This is a genomic window from Mesorhizobium sp. Root695 (assembly GCF_001428185.1).
Taxonomy (GTDB): domain Bacteria; phylum Pseudomonadota; class Alphaproteobacteria; order Rhizobiales; family Rhizobiaceae; genus Mesorhizobium.
Window position 1 is genome coordinate 73,264 of the sequence record NZ_LMHO01000005.1, and the last position, 15,302, is coordinate 88,565.

General features: G+C 60.9%; 16 protein-coding genes and 1 pseudogene. 8 read left to right on the plus strand and 9 right to left on the minus strand.

What is annotated here, in order from left to right; translation table 11 throughout:
* Positions 1-3: 3 nt before the first annotated feature.
* The 8 genes from ASD99_RS07145 to ASD99_RS07180 all read right to left on the minus strand — a co-directional run bounded on the left by ASD99_RS07145 (position 4) and on the right by ASD99_RS07180 (position 8,081).
* Positions 4-1,017: a type II secretion system F family protein gene (locus ASD99_RS07145; protein ID WP_056584933.1), complete on the minus strand. Its 1,014-nt coding sequence runs from the start codon at positions 1,015-1,017 to the stop codon at positions 4-6.
* Between the two features lie 29 nt (positions 1,018-1,046).
* Positions 1,047-2,549 carry a CpaF family protein gene (locus ASD99_RS07150; protein WP_056584931.1) on the minus strand — a complete coding sequence of 501 codons (1,503 nt, stop codon included), beginning with the start codon at positions 2,547-2,549 and terminating at the stop codon, positions 1,047-1,049.
* Positions 2,550-2,578: 29 nt separating this feature from the next.
* The gene (locus ASD99_RS07155; RefSeq protein ID WP_413813920.1) at positions 2,579-3,862 is read right to left on the minus strand and encodes an AAA family ATPase; all 1,284 of its coding nucleotides are present in this window, start codon (positions 3,860-3,862) and stop codon (positions 2,579-2,581) included.
* Between the two features lie 45 nt (positions 3,863-3,907).
* On the minus strand, positions 3,908-4,645 hold the full coding sequence (locus ASD99_RS07160) for a CpaD family pilus assembly protein (RefSeq protein WP_056584927.1): 738 nt from the start codon (positions 4,643-4,645) through the stop codon (positions 3,908-3,910).
* A gap of 14 nt (positions 4,646-4,659) precedes the next feature.
* On the minus strand, positions 4,660-6,198 hold the full coding sequence (locus ASD99_RS07165; protein ID WP_057143124.1) for a type II and III secretion system protein family protein: 1,539 nt from the start codon (positions 6,196-6,198) through the stop codon (positions 4,660-4,662).
* Positions 6,195-7,007, minus strand: coding sequence for a Flp pilus assembly protein CpaB (gene cpaB / locus ASD99_RS07170; RefSeq protein ID WP_056584921.1), 813 nt, complete (start codon positions 7,005-7,007; stop codon positions 6,195-6,197). The genes ASD99_RS07165 and cpaB overlap by 4 nt, the downstream gene beginning before the upstream one ends.
* Before the next feature lie 212 nt (positions 7,008-7,219).
* A complete protein-coding gene (locus ASD99_RS07175; protein ID WP_056584919.1) occupies positions 7,220-7,738 on the minus strand; it encodes a prepilin peptidase in 519 nt (172 codons plus the stop codon).
* 172 nt (positions 7,739-7,910) lie between these two features.
* Entirely contained in the window at positions 7,911-8,081 is a 171-nt protein-coding gene (locus ASD99_RS07180) for a Flp family type IVb pilin (protein ID WP_056584917.1), read from the minus strand.
* 334 nt (positions 8,082-8,415) lie between these two features.
* On the opposite strand from ASD99_RS07180, the gene ASD99_RS07185 reads away from it, so the two are divergent.
* The 4 genes and pseudogenes from ASD99_RS07185 to ASD99_RS07195 all read left to right on the plus strand — a co-directional run bounded on the left by ASD99_RS07185 (position 8,416) and on the right by ASD99_RS07195 (position 10,193).
* Positions 8,416-8,838 (plus strand): pilus assembly protein N-terminal domain-containing protein, encoded by a 423-nt coding sequence (locus ASD99_RS07185; protein WP_056584915.1) that lies wholly within the window; start codon positions 8,416-8,418, stop codon positions 8,836-8,838.
* 134 nt (positions 8,839-8,972) lie between these two features.
* Positions 8,973-9,122: pseudogene (locus ASD99_RS35255) on the plus strand (TadE/TadG family type IV pilus assembly protein); the annotation flags it as partial.
* 30 nt (positions 9,123-9,152) lie between these two features.
* Complete coding sequence (locus ASD99_RS07190) at positions 9,153-9,554, plus strand: pilus assembly protein (RefSeq protein WP_320410758.1); 402 nt, start codon at positions 9,153-9,155, stop codon at positions 9,552-9,554.
* A 45-nt stretch (positions 9,555-9,599) separates the two neighbouring features.
* Positions 9,600-10,193 carry a TadE/TadG family type IV pilus assembly protein gene (locus tag ASD99_RS07195; RefSeq protein ID WP_057143125.1) on the plus strand — a complete coding sequence of 198 codons (594 nt, stop codon included), beginning with the start codon at positions 9,600-9,602 and terminating at the stop codon, positions 10,191-10,193.
* 97 nt (positions 10,194-10,290) lie between these two features.
* Here ASD99_RS07195 and ASD99_RS07200 read toward each other — a convergent pair whose 3' ends face one another.
* Positions 10,291-11,211, minus strand: coding sequence for a phosphate/phosphite/phosphonate ABC transporter substrate-binding protein (locus ASD99_RS07200; RefSeq protein ID WP_056584911.1), 921 nt, complete (start codon positions 11,209-11,211; stop codon positions 10,291-10,293).
* A 206-nt stretch (positions 11,212-11,417) separates the two neighbouring features.
* Here ASD99_RS07200 and ASD99_RS07205 point away from each other — a divergent pair, with 206 nt between their 5' ends.
* The 4 genes from ASD99_RS07205 to rpsT all read left to right on the plus strand — a co-directional run bounded on the left by ASD99_RS07205 (position 11,418) and on the right by rpsT (position 14,793).
* Complete coding sequence (locus ASD99_RS07205) at positions 11,418-12,659, plus strand: phosphopentomutase (RefSeq protein ID WP_056584908.1); 1,242 nt, start codon at positions 11,418-11,420, stop codon at positions 12,657-12,659.
* On the plus strand, positions 12,652-13,539 hold the full coding sequence (mutM, locus tag ASD99_RS07210; RefSeq protein ID WP_056584906.1) for a bifunctional DNA-formamidopyrimidine glycosylase/DNA-(apurinic or apyrimidinic site) lyase: 888 nt from the start codon (positions 12,652-12,654) through the stop codon (positions 13,537-13,539). The genes ASD99_RS07205 and mutM overlap by 8 nt, the downstream gene beginning before the upstream one ends.
* 31 nt (positions 13,540-13,570) lie before the next feature.
* Complete coding sequence (locus tag ASD99_RS07215) at positions 13,571-14,344, plus strand: enoyl-CoA hydratase (protein WP_056584904.1); 774 nt, start codon at positions 13,571-13,573, stop codon at positions 14,342-14,344.
* A gap of 182 nt (positions 14,345-14,526) precedes the next feature.
* On the plus strand, positions 14,527-14,793 hold the full coding sequence (gene rpsT / locus ASD99_RS07220; RefSeq protein WP_013533694.1) for a 30S ribosomal protein S20: 267 nt from the start codon (positions 14,527-14,529) through the stop codon (positions 14,791-14,793).
* Positions 14,794-15,302: the final 509 nt, after the last annotated feature.

Here is a 15,302-nt window from a genome sequence, read left to right on the forward strand (position 1 = left end):
ATCCTAGACTTCGAAGTTCATCATCTTGCGCATCACAAAGATGCCGATAGACATCCAGACTGCCGAGCACCCAAGGATGAGATGTCCAACGCTGGTGACGAACAGCGGCATCAGGTAGGCCGGGCTCGACAGGTAGACGAGAAAGGCGACGATGAAGGGCAGCGCACCGATGATCGCGGCGGACGCCTTGGCTTCCATCGACAGCGCCGCTACCTTGGCTTTCATCTTCTTGCGATCGCGAAGCACGCGCGAAAGATTGCCCAGCGCCTCGGAAAGATTGCCGCCGGCTTGCGACTGAATCTGGATGACGATGCCGAAGAAGCTTGCCTCCGTGCAAGGCATGGTTTCGGGCATGCGCAAGGTCGCATCGGGGATCGACAGGCCCATCTGCTGGGAATCGACGATGCGACGAAATTCGGTCTTCACCGGTTCGGGCGATTCGTTGGCGATCAGGCGCACGGCGTCGTTCAGCGGCAGGCCGGATTTTACGGCGCGCACGATGATGTCGAGCGCGTTCGGAAATTCGTTGAGGAATGCCTTGACGCGGCGCGCGCGACGAAACGAGACGAACCAGCGCGGCAGGCCGAGCGCACCGGCCAGCAGCACGCCCGGCAAGACGATCAGCGGCGCTCCGGCCACAAAGGCAGCCATCGTCAAAGCGAGGCCGCATATGGCGGAGTATATATAGAAGCGCTCGATTGTGGTCTTCAGCCCGGCCTGACGGAGCTGGGCTTTCAGCGGCGGTTTCTTGACCGCGCTGTCCTTGGTTTTCTGCTTTGCGTCGAGCTCGTTGAGAGAATCCTGAACCGATTTGCGCCGCTTGACGGCTTCCGCTGCGCGGTCGCGCGAGGCCTTGACGACGGAACGATCCGTCTCGGCGGTCCTGATCGTTTCGAGCCGCTTGCCAACCTGTTTCTCGTTGCTGATCCGGGTGAACAGGAATGCATAGGCGACCGCGCCGGCGCTGAAGCCGGCGAGCACGACAAACGCCAGTACTGTGCCGTCAATTCCAAACATTGGCCCGAACCCTTACGCCCCAGGATGCGTCAGTCAGCGCGTTTCTCCATCGCCTCAAGCGCAATGGCGAGGCGCTGCTCCTCGCCATAATAGCGGGCGCGTTCCCAGAAATGCGGCCGACCGATGCCGGTCGATACATGCTCTCCCAGCAGCCTGCCATTGGCGTCCTCGCCCTTGATGTTGTAGAGGACGATATCCTGCGTGATGATGACGTCGCCCTCCATTCCGATCACCTCGGTGATGTGGGTGATGCGACGCGATCCATCGCGCAGGCGCGCCGCCTGGATGATCACGTCGATGGAGCCGACGACGATTTCGCGCACTGTTTTCTGCGGCAGCGAATAACCGCCCATGGCGATCATGGATTCCATACGGTTCAGGCATTCGCGCGGGCTGTTCGAGTGGATCGTTCCCATCGAGCCGTCATGGCCGGTGTTCATCGCCTGCAGAAGGTCGAACACCTCGGGTCCGCGCACTTCGCCGACGATGATGCGCTCGGGCCGCATGCGCAGGCAGTTCTTGACCAGGTCGCGCATCGTCACCTCACCCTCGCCCTCTAGATTGGGCGGGCGGGTTTCAAGGCGCACCACATGCGGCTGCTGCAATTGCAGCTCGGCTGAGTCCTCGCAGGTGATGACGCGCTCGTCGCGGTCGATATAGTTGGTCAGGCAGTTGAGCAGCGTCGTCTTGCCCGAGCCGGTACCGCCCGAGATGACTATGTTGCAGCGAACACGGCTGATGATCTTGAGAACTTCGGCGCCCTGCGGTGAAATGGCGCCGAACTTGACCAACTGATCGAGCGTCAGCTTGTCCTTCTTGAATTTGCGGATGGTGAGCGTCGCGCCGTCGATGGAGAGCGGCGGCGCGATAACGTTGACGCGGGAGCCGTCGGGAAGACGCGCGTCGCAGATCGGACTGGATTCGTCGACACGGCGGCCGACCTGGCTGACGATGCGCTGGCAGATATTGAGGAGCTGCTGGTTGTCACGGAAGCGGATGCCGGTCTGCTCGACCTTGCCGTTGACTTCGATGTAGACGTTCTTGGAGCCGTTGACCATGATGTCGGCGATGTCGTCGCGGGCGAGCAGCGGCTCGAGCGGCCCATAGCCGAGCACATCGTTGCAGATGTCCTCGAGCAGTTCTTCCTGCTCGGCGATCGTCATCGCGAAATTCTTGATGGCGATGATGTCGTTGACGATGTCGCGGATTTCCTCGCGCGCGCTTTCCGGATCAAGCTTGGCGAGCTGCGACAGGTCGATCGTGTCGATGAGCGCGGAGAAAACCTGGCTCTTGGTGTCGTAATAGGTTTCGCTCTTTTCCCGCTGTGCCCGCTTCGGCTCAGGCGCCAATGGCGGTGCCTCGACCGCGCGACGCGCCGGCGGCGCGACAGGTGCGCTCGGCGCGGCCGCAGGCCGGGCCAGAACTGCCGTCTCCGCGGAACTTGCCGCCGGCGGCGCAACAGGCGCCGGTGCTGGCTGGCGAAATTCCGGCGTGAACCGGTTGCCGTCGTCGCTACCTCTTTTACCAAACATGATCGACTACCGGTTCCACTGCTGAAGCATCACTTCTTGCTGCGCGAAAACTTGCCGAGCAGGTTGCCAAGCCCGGCCTTCTTCTTGGCCTTGATTTCACTGCGCCCGGTCAGCACATGAGCCATTTCGTTGATCATTGCGACAACCGGATTCTTGGCATCCATTTCGCCAAGCATGCGTCCGTTGTTGGCGGCATTGCCGAACAGCAACGGATCAAAACCAATGACCGACATTGGCGACAGGCCGAGCGGCTCGGCGAAATCGGACGGCGAAATCTCCGGGCGCTTCGGGACGCCGGCCTGGTTGATGATAAGCTTTGGCGGCGGGTCGTTGGGACGAAGCCGTTTGAGCATGTCGACAAGGTTCTTGGTGTTGCGCAGATTGGCCAGTTCCGGTGTCGCCGTGATGACGATCTCGTCGGCCTTGACCAGGGTGTTCTTGGTCCAGCCCGTCCAGACATGGGGAACATCGAGCACCAAAAGCGGCACGCTGCGCTGGGCGGTGTCGATGAGCTGAGCGAAGGCCTCCGGGTCGAAGTCATAGACCCGTTCGAGCGTCGAAGGTGCTGCCAGCAACGACAGATGCTCGGCGCACTGGGTCAGCAGCCGGTCAAGATAGACTTCATCGATGCGCTCCGGCGAAAACACCGCCTCGGCGATGCCTTGCGCCGGATCCTGGTCGAAATTGATGTTGGCCGTGCCGAAAGCGAGATCGAGATCGGCGACGACTACCTCGGATTTGAACAGGGAGGAAATCGCCCAAGCCACATTGTGGGCAATCGTCGAGGAGCCGACGCCGCCCTTGGCGCCGACAAAGGCAATCGAACGGCCGAGCGGCTCTGCTTCCGGATCGATGAAAATCGACGACACCACGCTGACAATGTCAGCCATCGACACCGGCGCGATCACATATTCGGAAATGCCGTTGCGGATGAGCTCGCGGTAGAGACCGACATCATTGTAATGACCGATCACCACCACCTTCGACGTCGGATCGCAATATTCCGAGAGCTGGGCGAGTTGCTCCAGCAGTTGCTTCGGCTCGCTGCGCGATTCCAGCAAGATCAGGTTGGGCGTCGGCGCCGATTGGTAGAATTCGATGGCGGTGGGGACGCCACCCATATGGACCTTGAGATGCGCCTTCGACATACGGCGGTCCTCGCCGGCCCGTTCGACCGGATTGGCAACACCCTCGGTCTCGCAGAATGCCTGGATCGAGATGCGCGGGATCGGCCGCAATGCCTGCATCGCGGCGATGTCCTGCTGCGAGGTATCGCTGCCATCCACCGGGGCGTCGTAGGCAAGGTTGCTCATCGTCATACTCTTTCCCGTAGCCTGTTCTATCCGAGACTGGGCGGCTCAGTAGGTCACTTCCGAATTGCCGAGGAACTCGTCTGAGATGCCTCTTGCACGGTAGACATCGATCACCGCGCCGCGATTTTCTGCATCAATGGTGGAAGGCTTGCGCGGGCCGAGCAGGTCGGCCGGGTTGGCCATCTGGGCGGCAAGATTGTTCTGATAGGAGCAGCCAAAGTCAGCATAGTGCTTGTTTTCCGACGTATCGACGAGGTCGGCGGGCCAGCGTCCGCATTTGTCGGTCTGGGCTCTCACCGCGACAAAGGCGACGCGAACCGGCGAGGATACCTCGCTCGAGGCGGCCTGATAGGAGGTGATGACGATCCGGTTGCGCTTGACTCCCGCGGCGATTGCAAGCCGACCGAAATCGCGGGCAGCCGCGGTCGCGGCGACCTCGTTGGCCGATCCGCTCGGGACCTGGATCGTCAGCGTCGGGGCGGCGCTTTTGTCATAGCCGTCCAGAAAACCGAGAAGCGTGTCGCGCTGGGAGCCGGTCATGCCACGGTCACCAGCACCAACCGGCAGGTCTATCTTCTGATTTTTCTCCGCGATCACGATCGGATGATTGGTGCGATAGTCGTCCGGAATGGCGCCGACAGTGATGCTGTCGCGATGGGCGCAGCCGGCGAGCAGCGCCGCAACCGCAACCGCCAGGGCCGGAACGGCTCGCCGGCAGACCCGCGAGCGACCGAGGCGCATCGTTGCGGCGATGGTGCTTGCCTTCAATGCTGACTGAGACATGTCCGCTTCCCCGCTCACTTGTAGATGAAGCCGACAACGCCATGGTAACGGCCGTTGGGCTTGTCGGTCTGCATGGTACCGTAGACGCGATTGACGCGGCCAAGGAACATGCCGGCGCCATCGCTGGCGGCGTTGAAATTGTCATCCGGCTTGGCAAGGTCGTTGCGTGCCACCGGCTTCACCAGATAGGGCGTGATGATGATGACGAGCTCCGTCTCGTTGCGTACGAAATCCCTGCTGCGGAAAAGCGCGCCGAGCACCGGGATCTTGGCCAGACCAGGCAGGCCCGAGACAGCCTGGCGAACGTCGTCGCGAACAAGGCCGGCGATCATCATCGACCCCCCCGAAGGCAATTCGACAGTGGTATCGGCAAGTCTTTTGCGGATCGACAACATCGTCATGCCAGGTAAAGTGATGTTGTTGCCCCCTCCTTCGAGGGTCGGCGCACCATCCGTGGTCGGCTCCGAAACAGCTGTTCTGACCTTGAGGCTTATGCGCCCCGCTGACAACACAACCGGCTGAAACTCGAGGCCAATGCCGTATTCGATCTTGTCAAACGAGTATGTGGTCTGGCCGGTCTGGTTGTCGGTCGACACGTTGCTCGAGCGGCCGGTCACCAGATTGTACTCGCCGCCCACCTTGAATGTTGCCTTCTCGCCCGACACGGCGGTGAGGGTCGGCTCAGCCAGCGTCTTCATCACGCCGCTTTGCTCCATGGCATTGACGTAGGCCTGGAGGCCGTTTCCGACCCCGTTCCCCAGCAACAAACCGGACGTAGTCGAAATCGGCTTGCCCAACCCGAAAGCAGGCGAACTCGCTGCGCTATAGGAAATGCCGTTGGAGCTGCCTCTGCCGACCATGTTGACGCCGAGCTGCTTCATCACCGAACGGCTGACTTCGGCGACCGTCACTTTCAGCGTGACCTGGTCGTCGCCGATGATCTGGAGCAGGTTGACGATCTTGCTGGTGCGGCGCTCCTGGTCCGGATTGTTGATGTCGACACCGCTCTGGGCCGAACCGCCGGCCGCAGTCTGCGAATATTGTCCCGTCGTCGCTTCACCACCCGAAACGAAGATGGTCGCCAGGTCGACCGCGCGTTTTGCGTCCAGTGGCGTGTCGACCGTTCCGGTCAGGACAACGTTGTCATTCAGCAGTTCCACCTTGATGGTCGACGTCGGTAGGAAGCGCCTGATATAATCTTCAAGGCCGGCAACGTCGCGTTCGACGGCCAGATCCAGACTGACGATCTGCTCGCCATTCGGGCCGAAGACAAAGATGTTCGTCTCGCCGACCGCCTTGCCGAACAGGTAGATGCGCCTTGCGGTGCGGGTCACCGCATCGGCCACCGCTGGGTTGGCGACGAGAATGTCGTAGGCATCGCTCGGCAAGTCGATGACCACCGACTTGTTGAGACCGAGCTTGACGCGCTGGGTGGCCGTCGATGCCGTGACCTGCGCGTTCTTTGCCTCGACAACGCCTTGCACATTCGTTCCGACGAGCAGCAGGCCGAATGCCGCGGCTACAATTGCCGGCAGTTTACCACTTAGCCTCATTTCCTTGCCCCTACTTCGGAAACTTCGCCCGACTTGATCAGCCTCACCGTTCCCCTGCGGCCATTGCCGGAAACGAGATAGTCGGCCTCACCCAGATTCTTTTCCTGCGTGTCCGCGACCGCCCGCAGCGCCAAGGTCAGGCGATCCGCCATCTGTTGGGCGACGGTGATGATCTCCGCCTGCTTGGGCGTCAGTTCCAGCGTGGCGGTCTGGCCCACCCTGGTCTTCTTGCCTTCCTCATCCTCCTGGATTGTCTGGTCGATGGCCAGGACGCGGATATTCTTGAGGATGGTCTCGGTGTTGAAGCCGGCGGCACCGCTGGCGGCATCGGCCCTGCGGGTCATGATGACATCGACGAAATCGTTCGGAAGAATGAAGCCGCCGGCCGACGTGTCGGCCGAGATGGCCGTGGCGACCGCGCGCATGCCCGAAGGCAGGATCGACGACATGAAGCTTTGCCCCTCGCCGATCAGCTTGGAACGCCGCAGAGGCTCTCCGGCGTACATCGCCACACGGGCGACGGAACCCTTCAGCTTGTCCAGTGCCTCGGGCTCGGCGGTGCGGGTGATGAAATTCGCATTGACGCCGTCGGCGGGCCAGGATTGCCAGGCGATGTTGTTTTGGATCGGGCTGCCCATGGGAACGTCGCCTGAAAGCACAAGCACATCCTGCAGAGACACCGCCGGAGCCTGGGGGCCGGAATCGACGACGATCTGGGGCGGCGGTGCCACCATGTTTTTCGCGACATAGCCTGCGCCACCCGCCGCGGCCACCGCCACGCTCAGAATTATCAATCGCGATGCTGGCATCTGTCCGAACCCTTGCCCTGGCAAACCACGTAGCCAAGCCGGACTTTGCAGCGGCAATCGTCAAAACAAGGTTAATGTAATGCTTACGATCGTGATTAATTTAAGGTTTACATAAATTAGACGGAATGTGGCCAGACCGGCAGAAAGACCCGGCCGGCCTTGTTGAAAGCCGGTTGCGGCAGTGCTGATCAATAAAAGAAATCAGATCGTGTTCAGGCCGCCAGCCTGGCGAGCGCCCATACCATCAAAGGCGAGTCCGGATAGGTCAGCAACCCGCCAAGGCCAAGCGCGATGCCGTAGGGAACCCCGTTTGCCTCGTCGGCGAAATGGCGCAGAAACGGATTTCGGCCGGTAACGGCCGCAAGCAGCGACTTCCGATAGATGATGATCGCCAGCGTCAACAGGCCGCCGATGATGGTCGAGGCGACAAGATACTCGACGAGATTGACATTGAGACCCATCCACATCGCGGTGGCAGCCAGAAGCTTGGCGTCGCCGCCGCCCATGCCGCCCAGAGCGAACAGGCCGAACGTCACGGCCAGGACCAAGGCGCCGGCGGCGAAATGCCCGCCATAGGCCGCCCATTCCATACCCGTCAGCGGCGCAACCAGCGCGAAAACAACGACGAGCAGCACCGGCACGCGATTGGCGATCGTCATCGACAGCATGTCGGAGATCGCGGCAAACAGCATGCAGAATGGAAAGACGACGAAGATCAGGGCTTCAAGCATCGGCGCTATGCCTATTGTCAGATTCCACGGGGCTCAATCTAGGCATGTTCGATTAACGATTGATGAGGTCCGGAACGAAAAGACGACTGATATTGCAACGGCATGGAAAAAGGGCCGCCACGTGGCGACCCTTTATCCAGAACGCAATCCAAGTGCTCAGCAATACGACAGATCAGCTGCCGGTCACCTTGGATGCGATAGTCGTGAACTTGGCGTTGAGTGCATTGCCGAGCGCGCCGGCGCCGGTGATGATGGCGAGCGCGATGAGAGCGGCGATCAGACCATATTCGATAGCGGTCGCGCCGGATTCGTCCTTCACAAAACGTGCGATGAGATTAGACATTTGAGAGCTCCTACTCCACGTGTTACAGCACTTCCGTCAACTTCTGTGATGGTTGATCGGATGCTGCCAATCTAGGGAGAAGCTCTTTCGATCGGCTTAATAAACAGCCTTACCGATTCCTTTCCCGGTTCGAACATATTGCGTGGTTAACTTCGGGCTAAAGTGCCGTCGGCCTTCCGTCTCCGGGTTTTGTGGCGCTTGCGGCTCCGACCGGACCGCAGCTCGGAGGCTGCCTTGCCGGCCATTGCACCATCGGCAACAACGCGCGCTTAACCGTTGGTTCACCAATCTCGTTCATGTTCCGTTGATCAGTCCGCCTGCGTGGAGCGCCTCAATGGCCCAGCCGAGATCGTCAATACTGATTGCCGCGCTTCTTGCCGCCACGACCTTCATCGCGCCCGCGATGGCCGGCGGTGGCATCGAGGTCACGATGAACCAGGCCAAGATCGTCAAACTGTCGCGCCCCGCCGACACGATCGTGGTCGGCAACCCGGCAATCGCCGACGCTTCCGTGCAGGACGCTTCGACGATCGTGCTGACCGGCAAAGGCTTCGGCGTCACCAATCTGGTCGTGCTCGATACGGACGGCAGCCCGATCGTCGACGAGCAGGTCACCGTCGTGCGGCAGGCCGCCTCCTCCGTGCGTATCTACCGGCGTGCCGAAATACAGACGATGTCCTGCACGCCCTATTGCGAAAGCTCTTACAAGAGCGATGCCGAGAAGGCCTCCGAAGCGGAGATGAGCGTCAGCCGATAGGATGGCGCAGTCGCCGTTCAGGTTATCGGCTGGTTAATAAGCTGGCGCCGACTTTAGCGATCATCCAAACCGGGCCTAAATCGGTTTGCGCTAATGCTCCTTCCGAGACCGCATAGAGATCGGCAGGATCGGACATGAGCAAGGAATTGGGCAGCGCAGGCGACCACCAGGCGAAGCGCCCGAGGCTTTCCGCCCGCTTCCTTCGCGACCGGCGCGGTAGCACGGCAATCGAATTTGCAATCCTTGCAATCCCGTTCGCACTGCTTGTCTTTGCCATTCTGGAGAGCTGCATCGCATTTGCCGCTCAGGAAGTGATGGCCAACATCACCGACGATGTCTCGCGCCGGTTGCGCACCGGCCAGTTGAAGGCGGCCGACATCGCCGGAGACAATTTGAAGACCATGATCTGCGACAAACTGGAGATCATCGTTTCCCAGGATTGTCCCAATCAGCTGGACGTGGATCTTCGCCAGTATACGACATTTGCCGACGCGGCCGCGGCCGGCTTCAAGACTGCGGGCGGCAAAGTCATCCTGACGAACGGCACCGCCACGCCGGCCTTTTCTGTTACGTGGGGGGGGCCGGAATCGAGGAACATGCTGCGGGTCTTTTACAAATGGCCCATAATGACCGACCTTTTGGCCCAGTCGATGGGCGGCAACAAGACTCTGCATTTCGCGTCGGTGACCTGGCAGAACGAGCCGTTCGACAACTGAGTTCGAGGCGGATGCACAAGCAGTAAAAGAAAAAGGGCAATGGGCATGATGCGTGCGGGGGCACATCTTAGGACTGCGGGAGTTTGGCGGAAAGCAAGGCGATTCTGGTCCGACCGCCGCGGTATCGCGGCAGTCGAATTCGCCTTGATCATGCCTATCCTGCTGATCATGTATTTGGTGACCATGGAGGCGTCACAGGCCATCGAGACCAGCAAGAAGGTCAGTCGCATCGGCAGCATGGTGGCTGATCTCGTCACCCAGCAGACAAGCGTCGTCAAGGCGGATGTCGAGGCCATCATGAAGATCGGCCCCATCACACTTCAGCCATACAACCGCTCGACGCCGAGCATCACCATCACAGCAATAGAGGTCTCAGCCGATGGGACGAAGGCACAGGTGGTATGGTCACGCAAGTTGGTCGATGGCGTCCCCAGCGCTGGCGCCGCCGCAACCACGGAGACCACTGTTCCAGCAACGCTGAAGGTCGCCAACACCTTCCTCATCCGCGTCGAAAGCACTCTCGTCTACAAGCCGGCCATCGAGCTTGCAATGACCTCCGCTTTCAACCAGATAAAGATGGGCGAAACCTACTATCTGCGCCCTCGCAGAAGCGTGAGGATCCCTTGCACCGACTGTTGAACAGAGACAGCCAGGCGTTTCACACGATCGCTCCAGCTCTCTGTTGCCATCTAACCGCAGACTGAAATCGTTACGCTCTTTGTCTCCTGGAATTGCGCTACTGCCGCGGAGCACTGCCCGAGACGAAGCGCACGATAGCAACGGCCATCTCGTAATCCTTTGAGGCGACGGTGGCGAAGCCTCCCGAATGCTTCGATTCCAGGAGGTCGTAGATGTCAGGCGTCATCGACTTGAGGTTGGTGAGGAACACGGTGAGCCGGCGCTTGGCTTCAGGGTCGAGATCGCTGCGGACGGCGTGGGGGCCATATCTCAGCAGGCCGGACGTCCATACCACCCGAAGCGCCGTCACTGAGAGCCCTGCCGCTTCGAGCCTTGCCTGCGTGCCCGATGTTTCCCGCTGGCCGTCGGCAGCCGCCGTCACCCAGCCGAACAGGCCATCGGCCTTGCCATCGACTAGCATCGTTTCGGCCGCCGCAGCCGAGTCGGCATGGACCAGAAACGGTGCATCTTCCGCAAACTCGCGGCCTTCCGCCGCCAATGCCGCCAATGGCAAGAGAGAACCGCCGACGCTGTCCGAAGGTGCCATGGCGATGCGATGGCTCTCCATCGCCGCTAGGTCAGGCAGCTTGCCGTCCCGCGTCAGCAGAATGGAGCGGATGCCGATCGCGCCGTCGGAATCGACCGGAGCCACAAGCGGCTCGATACATAAGCAGCGCTGCGAGGCCGTCGCATAGGCGGTAGCCGAATAGATCGCGTATTGGATGCGGGCATTGGCCTGCGCCTCGATCAGTGCGGCATAATCACGGGCAACGACAAACTCGACCTTCATGCCCAAGGCCTTGGTATAGGCGTCGGTCAACACAGCCAGCCCCGGAACGGTGTTGCCGGCACCTGGCCCGGCAACGATGCCGATGCGAAACGTGCCGATATCATCGCGCCAGTCGGCATGTGCCGGACCAGACCAGAGCGCACCCTGCATCAACATGAGGGCAGCAGACGCCTTCAGCGCAACGCTCATGACAAAACCGCCGTCTGTTTTCCTAGACCCATGCACGTCGCATCGTTGCAACATGCATTCCTTGTTTGTGATGTCGTTGCCCAAAACCACTGCGCACCTTAGGCGACATCACTGGACTATCGCGCCAAGCCGTTGCCGTTTGGTTTCCGAAGTGCCAATGAAGTCGCGGAACCCTATGTCTGGTCGTTCAAACTGGCAACAGCTCGATGGCGCGCGCTTTCCTCTTCGTTCTGGACTCCTTCGGCATCGGCGGCGCGGCCGACGCCGACCGTTACGGCGATGCCGGCGCCAACACATTCGCGCACATCGCAGAAGCTTGTGCCGAAGGACGCGCGGATCGCGAAGGGCTTCGCAGTGGACCGCTGTTTGTCCCCCACATGGCCTCGCTCGGACTTGGCAAGGCTGCCGAGACCGCGACGGGACTGGGCTTTTCCAGCAGTGGGACGGATCTGCTCGCGGCTGCCTTCCACGGCGCCGCGCAGGAGGTTTCAAGCGGCAAGGACACGCCGTCGGGCCATTGGGAAATCGCCGGCCTGCCGGTGCGCTTCGACTGGGGCTATTTCCCGGATACGGTTCCTGCCTTTCCGGCTGAACTGACCGAGGCGATCATCCGCGAGGGCAAGGTGCCGGGCATTCTCGGCAACTGTCATGCGCCGGGCACCGAGATCATCGAGCGGTTCGGCGAGGAGCACATCCGTACCGGCAAGCCGATCTGCTACACGTCGGTCGACTCGGTCCTGCAGATCGCCGCGCATGAAGTCCATTTCGGCCTTGAGCGGCTTTATGAGTTCTGCAAGGTGGTGCGCAGGCTGGTTGACCCGCTGAGGATCGGACGGGTGATCGCGCGGCCGTTCGTCGGCGAAACCACCGCCACCTTCGAGCGGACATACAACCGTCATGACTACGCAGTGCCTCCGCCGGAGCCAACCCTGCTCGATCGGCTGACAGCGCGTGGCAGCCGTGTGATCGCAGTCGGCAAGATCGGCGACATCTTCGCCCATCGCGGAATTTCGCAAGTGCGCAAGGGCGCGGGCAACATGGCCATGTTCGACGAGGCGCTGGGCGCGATGGACGATGCCGGCGACGGCGATCTCGTCTTCGCCAATTTCGTCGATTTCGACACCGAATTCGGTCATCGCCGCGATGTTGCAGGTTATGCTGCCGCGCTTGAGGCCTTCGACCGGCGGCTGCCGGAGGCATTCGCAAGGCTGCGGCAGGGCGATCTTCTCATCCTGACGGCCGATCACGGCAACGATCCGACCTGGCAAGGGACCGATCATACGCGCGAGCGCATTCCGGTGATCGGCACAGGTCCGGGTTTCAAGGGCGGCGACATCGGGCTGAGAACAACCTTCGCCGACATCGGCGAAACCATGGCCGAGCATCTTGGGCTGGCGCACGGCCTTTACGGGACTTCTTTTTATACGGCGATTGGCGGTCATGCCTGAATTGCCGGAGGTCGAAACCGTCCGGCGCGGGCTGCAGCCGGTCCTGGAAGGCGCAACCATCACCCGTGTCGAGGCACGCCGCCCGGATCTGCGCTTTCCATTTCCCGAGAAATTCTCACAGCGGCTGACCGGCAAGACGATCACGGCACTCGGCCGCCGGGCCAAGTATCTGACGATGGACCTGGAAGGCGGTCCCGTGCTGATCTGCCATCTCGGCATGTCGGGCTCATTCCGCATCGAGACGGCGGACGGCAGCGACATGCCCGGCGTTTTCCAGCACGACCGCTCGAAGAACTCCAATCACGACCACGTCGTCTTCCATGTCGTGTCTCCGGCAGGCGCCCGATCACGCGTGATCTTCAATGATCCGCGCCGCTTCGGCTTCATGTTGTTTGCGGAAGGGACGGAGGTCCATCCGATGCTGGCCGGACTCGGCGTTGAGCCGACGGGCAACACACTGGACGGCGCGCTGCTTGCCTCATTGATGAAAGGGCGGCGATCACCGCTGAAGGCAGCGCTTCTCGACCAGAGGCTGATCGCCGGGCTCGGCAACATCTATGTGTCGGAGGCGCTGTGGCGCGCCAGCCTGTCGCCGCTGCGTGAGGCGGGCACGATCGCCAAGCCCGGAAAGAAAGCCCAGGCCCAAAGCGAACACCTGGCCGAAGCCATCCGCTCGGTGATATCAGATGCGATCGCGGCCGGCGGGTCCTCGCTGCGCGACTATATGCAGACCGATGGGTCACTGGGCTATTTCCAGCACTCCTTCGCCGTCTACGACCGCGAAGGCGAAGCCTGCTCGAAGCCCGGCTGCAGCGGCCACATCGAACGGATCGTGCAGAGCGGCCGATCGACCTTCTATTGCCGGACATGTCAGCGGTGAGTTAGACGAGCGCGAGCGAGGAGAAGCAGCCATGGCCTACGAAACGATCATAACCGAGACGCACGGCAAGGTCGGACTGATCACGCTGAACAGGCCGCAGGCGCTCAACGCGCTGAACTCGCAGGTCCTGACCGAACTGGTCGCTGCCGTGAACGGTTTCAGCGCCGATGCCGGCATCGGCGCCATGGTCATCACCGGTTCCGAAAAGGCTTTCGCCGCCGGCGCCGACATCAAGGAGATGCAGTCCATCTCCTATGCGGACGCCTACGCCCAAGACTTCTTCGTCGGCTGGGAGGAGCTTACGCGGGCGCGAAAGCCTATTATCGCGGCGGTGGCGGGCTATGCACTCGGCGGCGGCTGCGAACTGGCGATGATGTGCGATTTCATCATCGCCGCCGACACGGCCAAATTCGGCCAGCCCGAGATCACGCTCGGCGTCATTCCAGGCATGGGCGGGTCGCAGCGGCTGACCCGCTTCGTCGGCAAGGCGAAGGCGATGGACATGTGCCTGACCGGGCGGATGATGGATGCCGCCGAAGCCGAGCGTTCGGGCCTGGTGTCGCGGGTCGTACCTGCCGGCGAGCTTGTCGAGGAGGCGCTTAAGGCGGCGGCCAAGATCGCCGCTTTCTCGCTGCCATCGGTGATGATGGCAAAGGAGGCCGTCAACCGCGCCTTCGAGACGACGCTTGCCGAGGGATTGCGGTTCGAGCGCCGACTGTTTCACTCGCTGTTTGCACTGGACGATCAGAAGGAAGGCATGGCGGCCTTTGCCGAGAAGCGGAAGCCGAATTTCACCAACCGCTGACGCCAATCCCTTAGCTGCGAAGAAGATGGCTGTTGGCCGCCAAAAAGAAGGCCAGGCAGCGTTGACGCGCCGGAAAAGCTGAACTATAAGCCGCACCAACCGAGGCGGCCCCGTGGCTGCCCGTTTGTTTTTTGCGCCCTGCGGCATCCCGCATGCGCCGACCAGATCAGAAGAGAGGCATCATGGCCAATACATCCTCGGCCAAAAAGGCAACGCGCAAGATCGTCCGCCGCGCAGCGATCAACAAGAACCGCCGCTCGCGTGTGCGCACCTATATCCGCCAGGTCGAAGAGGCACTTGCCTCCGGTGACAAGGCTGCCGCACAGGCTGCCTTCAAGATCGCGGAGCCGGAATTGATGCGCGCCGCAACCAAGGGCGTGATCCACAAGAACACGGCGTCCCGCAAGGTGTCGCGGCTGGCCCAGCGGGTCAAAGTTCTGTCGGCCTGACATTACTTCCCTAGACTGACGTTCTTTAAACCCGGCCGCTCGTGCCGGGTTTTTTCGTTTGCCGGCAAGCACTTAAAAAGAATGTCCGGAAACGGCGTCTTATGCAGATTTCACGATTGGGAATACTTTGCCGGCATATGCATGCCTGCTGTTGGTCGGCATGCTTGAAAATGGCCGACTTAAAGATTCTTACCTATCAGAAATAGCCTATATTTTTCAGACACTTACAGATGGTGATCCACAGCTTGTCCACACCGGGCCAACCCGATGGGGGACAAGTAGCTGTCAAGCGAATTATTTCAGAATATTTCTCTCAGGGTCCGGTTTTTCATATTCGCCGGAAAAGGGTTTGAATCACAATGGCTTTGTTAAAATGTGTCGTTGCGGCACGCCACTCGAACCCGTCTCCAGTAACCAGATTCCTTAAAAATCCGTTAGACGTGGCCTTGCCCTATCCACAGCGATTTCGGTAATGTTGGTCTATCGAAAGGGACGGGCTCTGGGCCTTA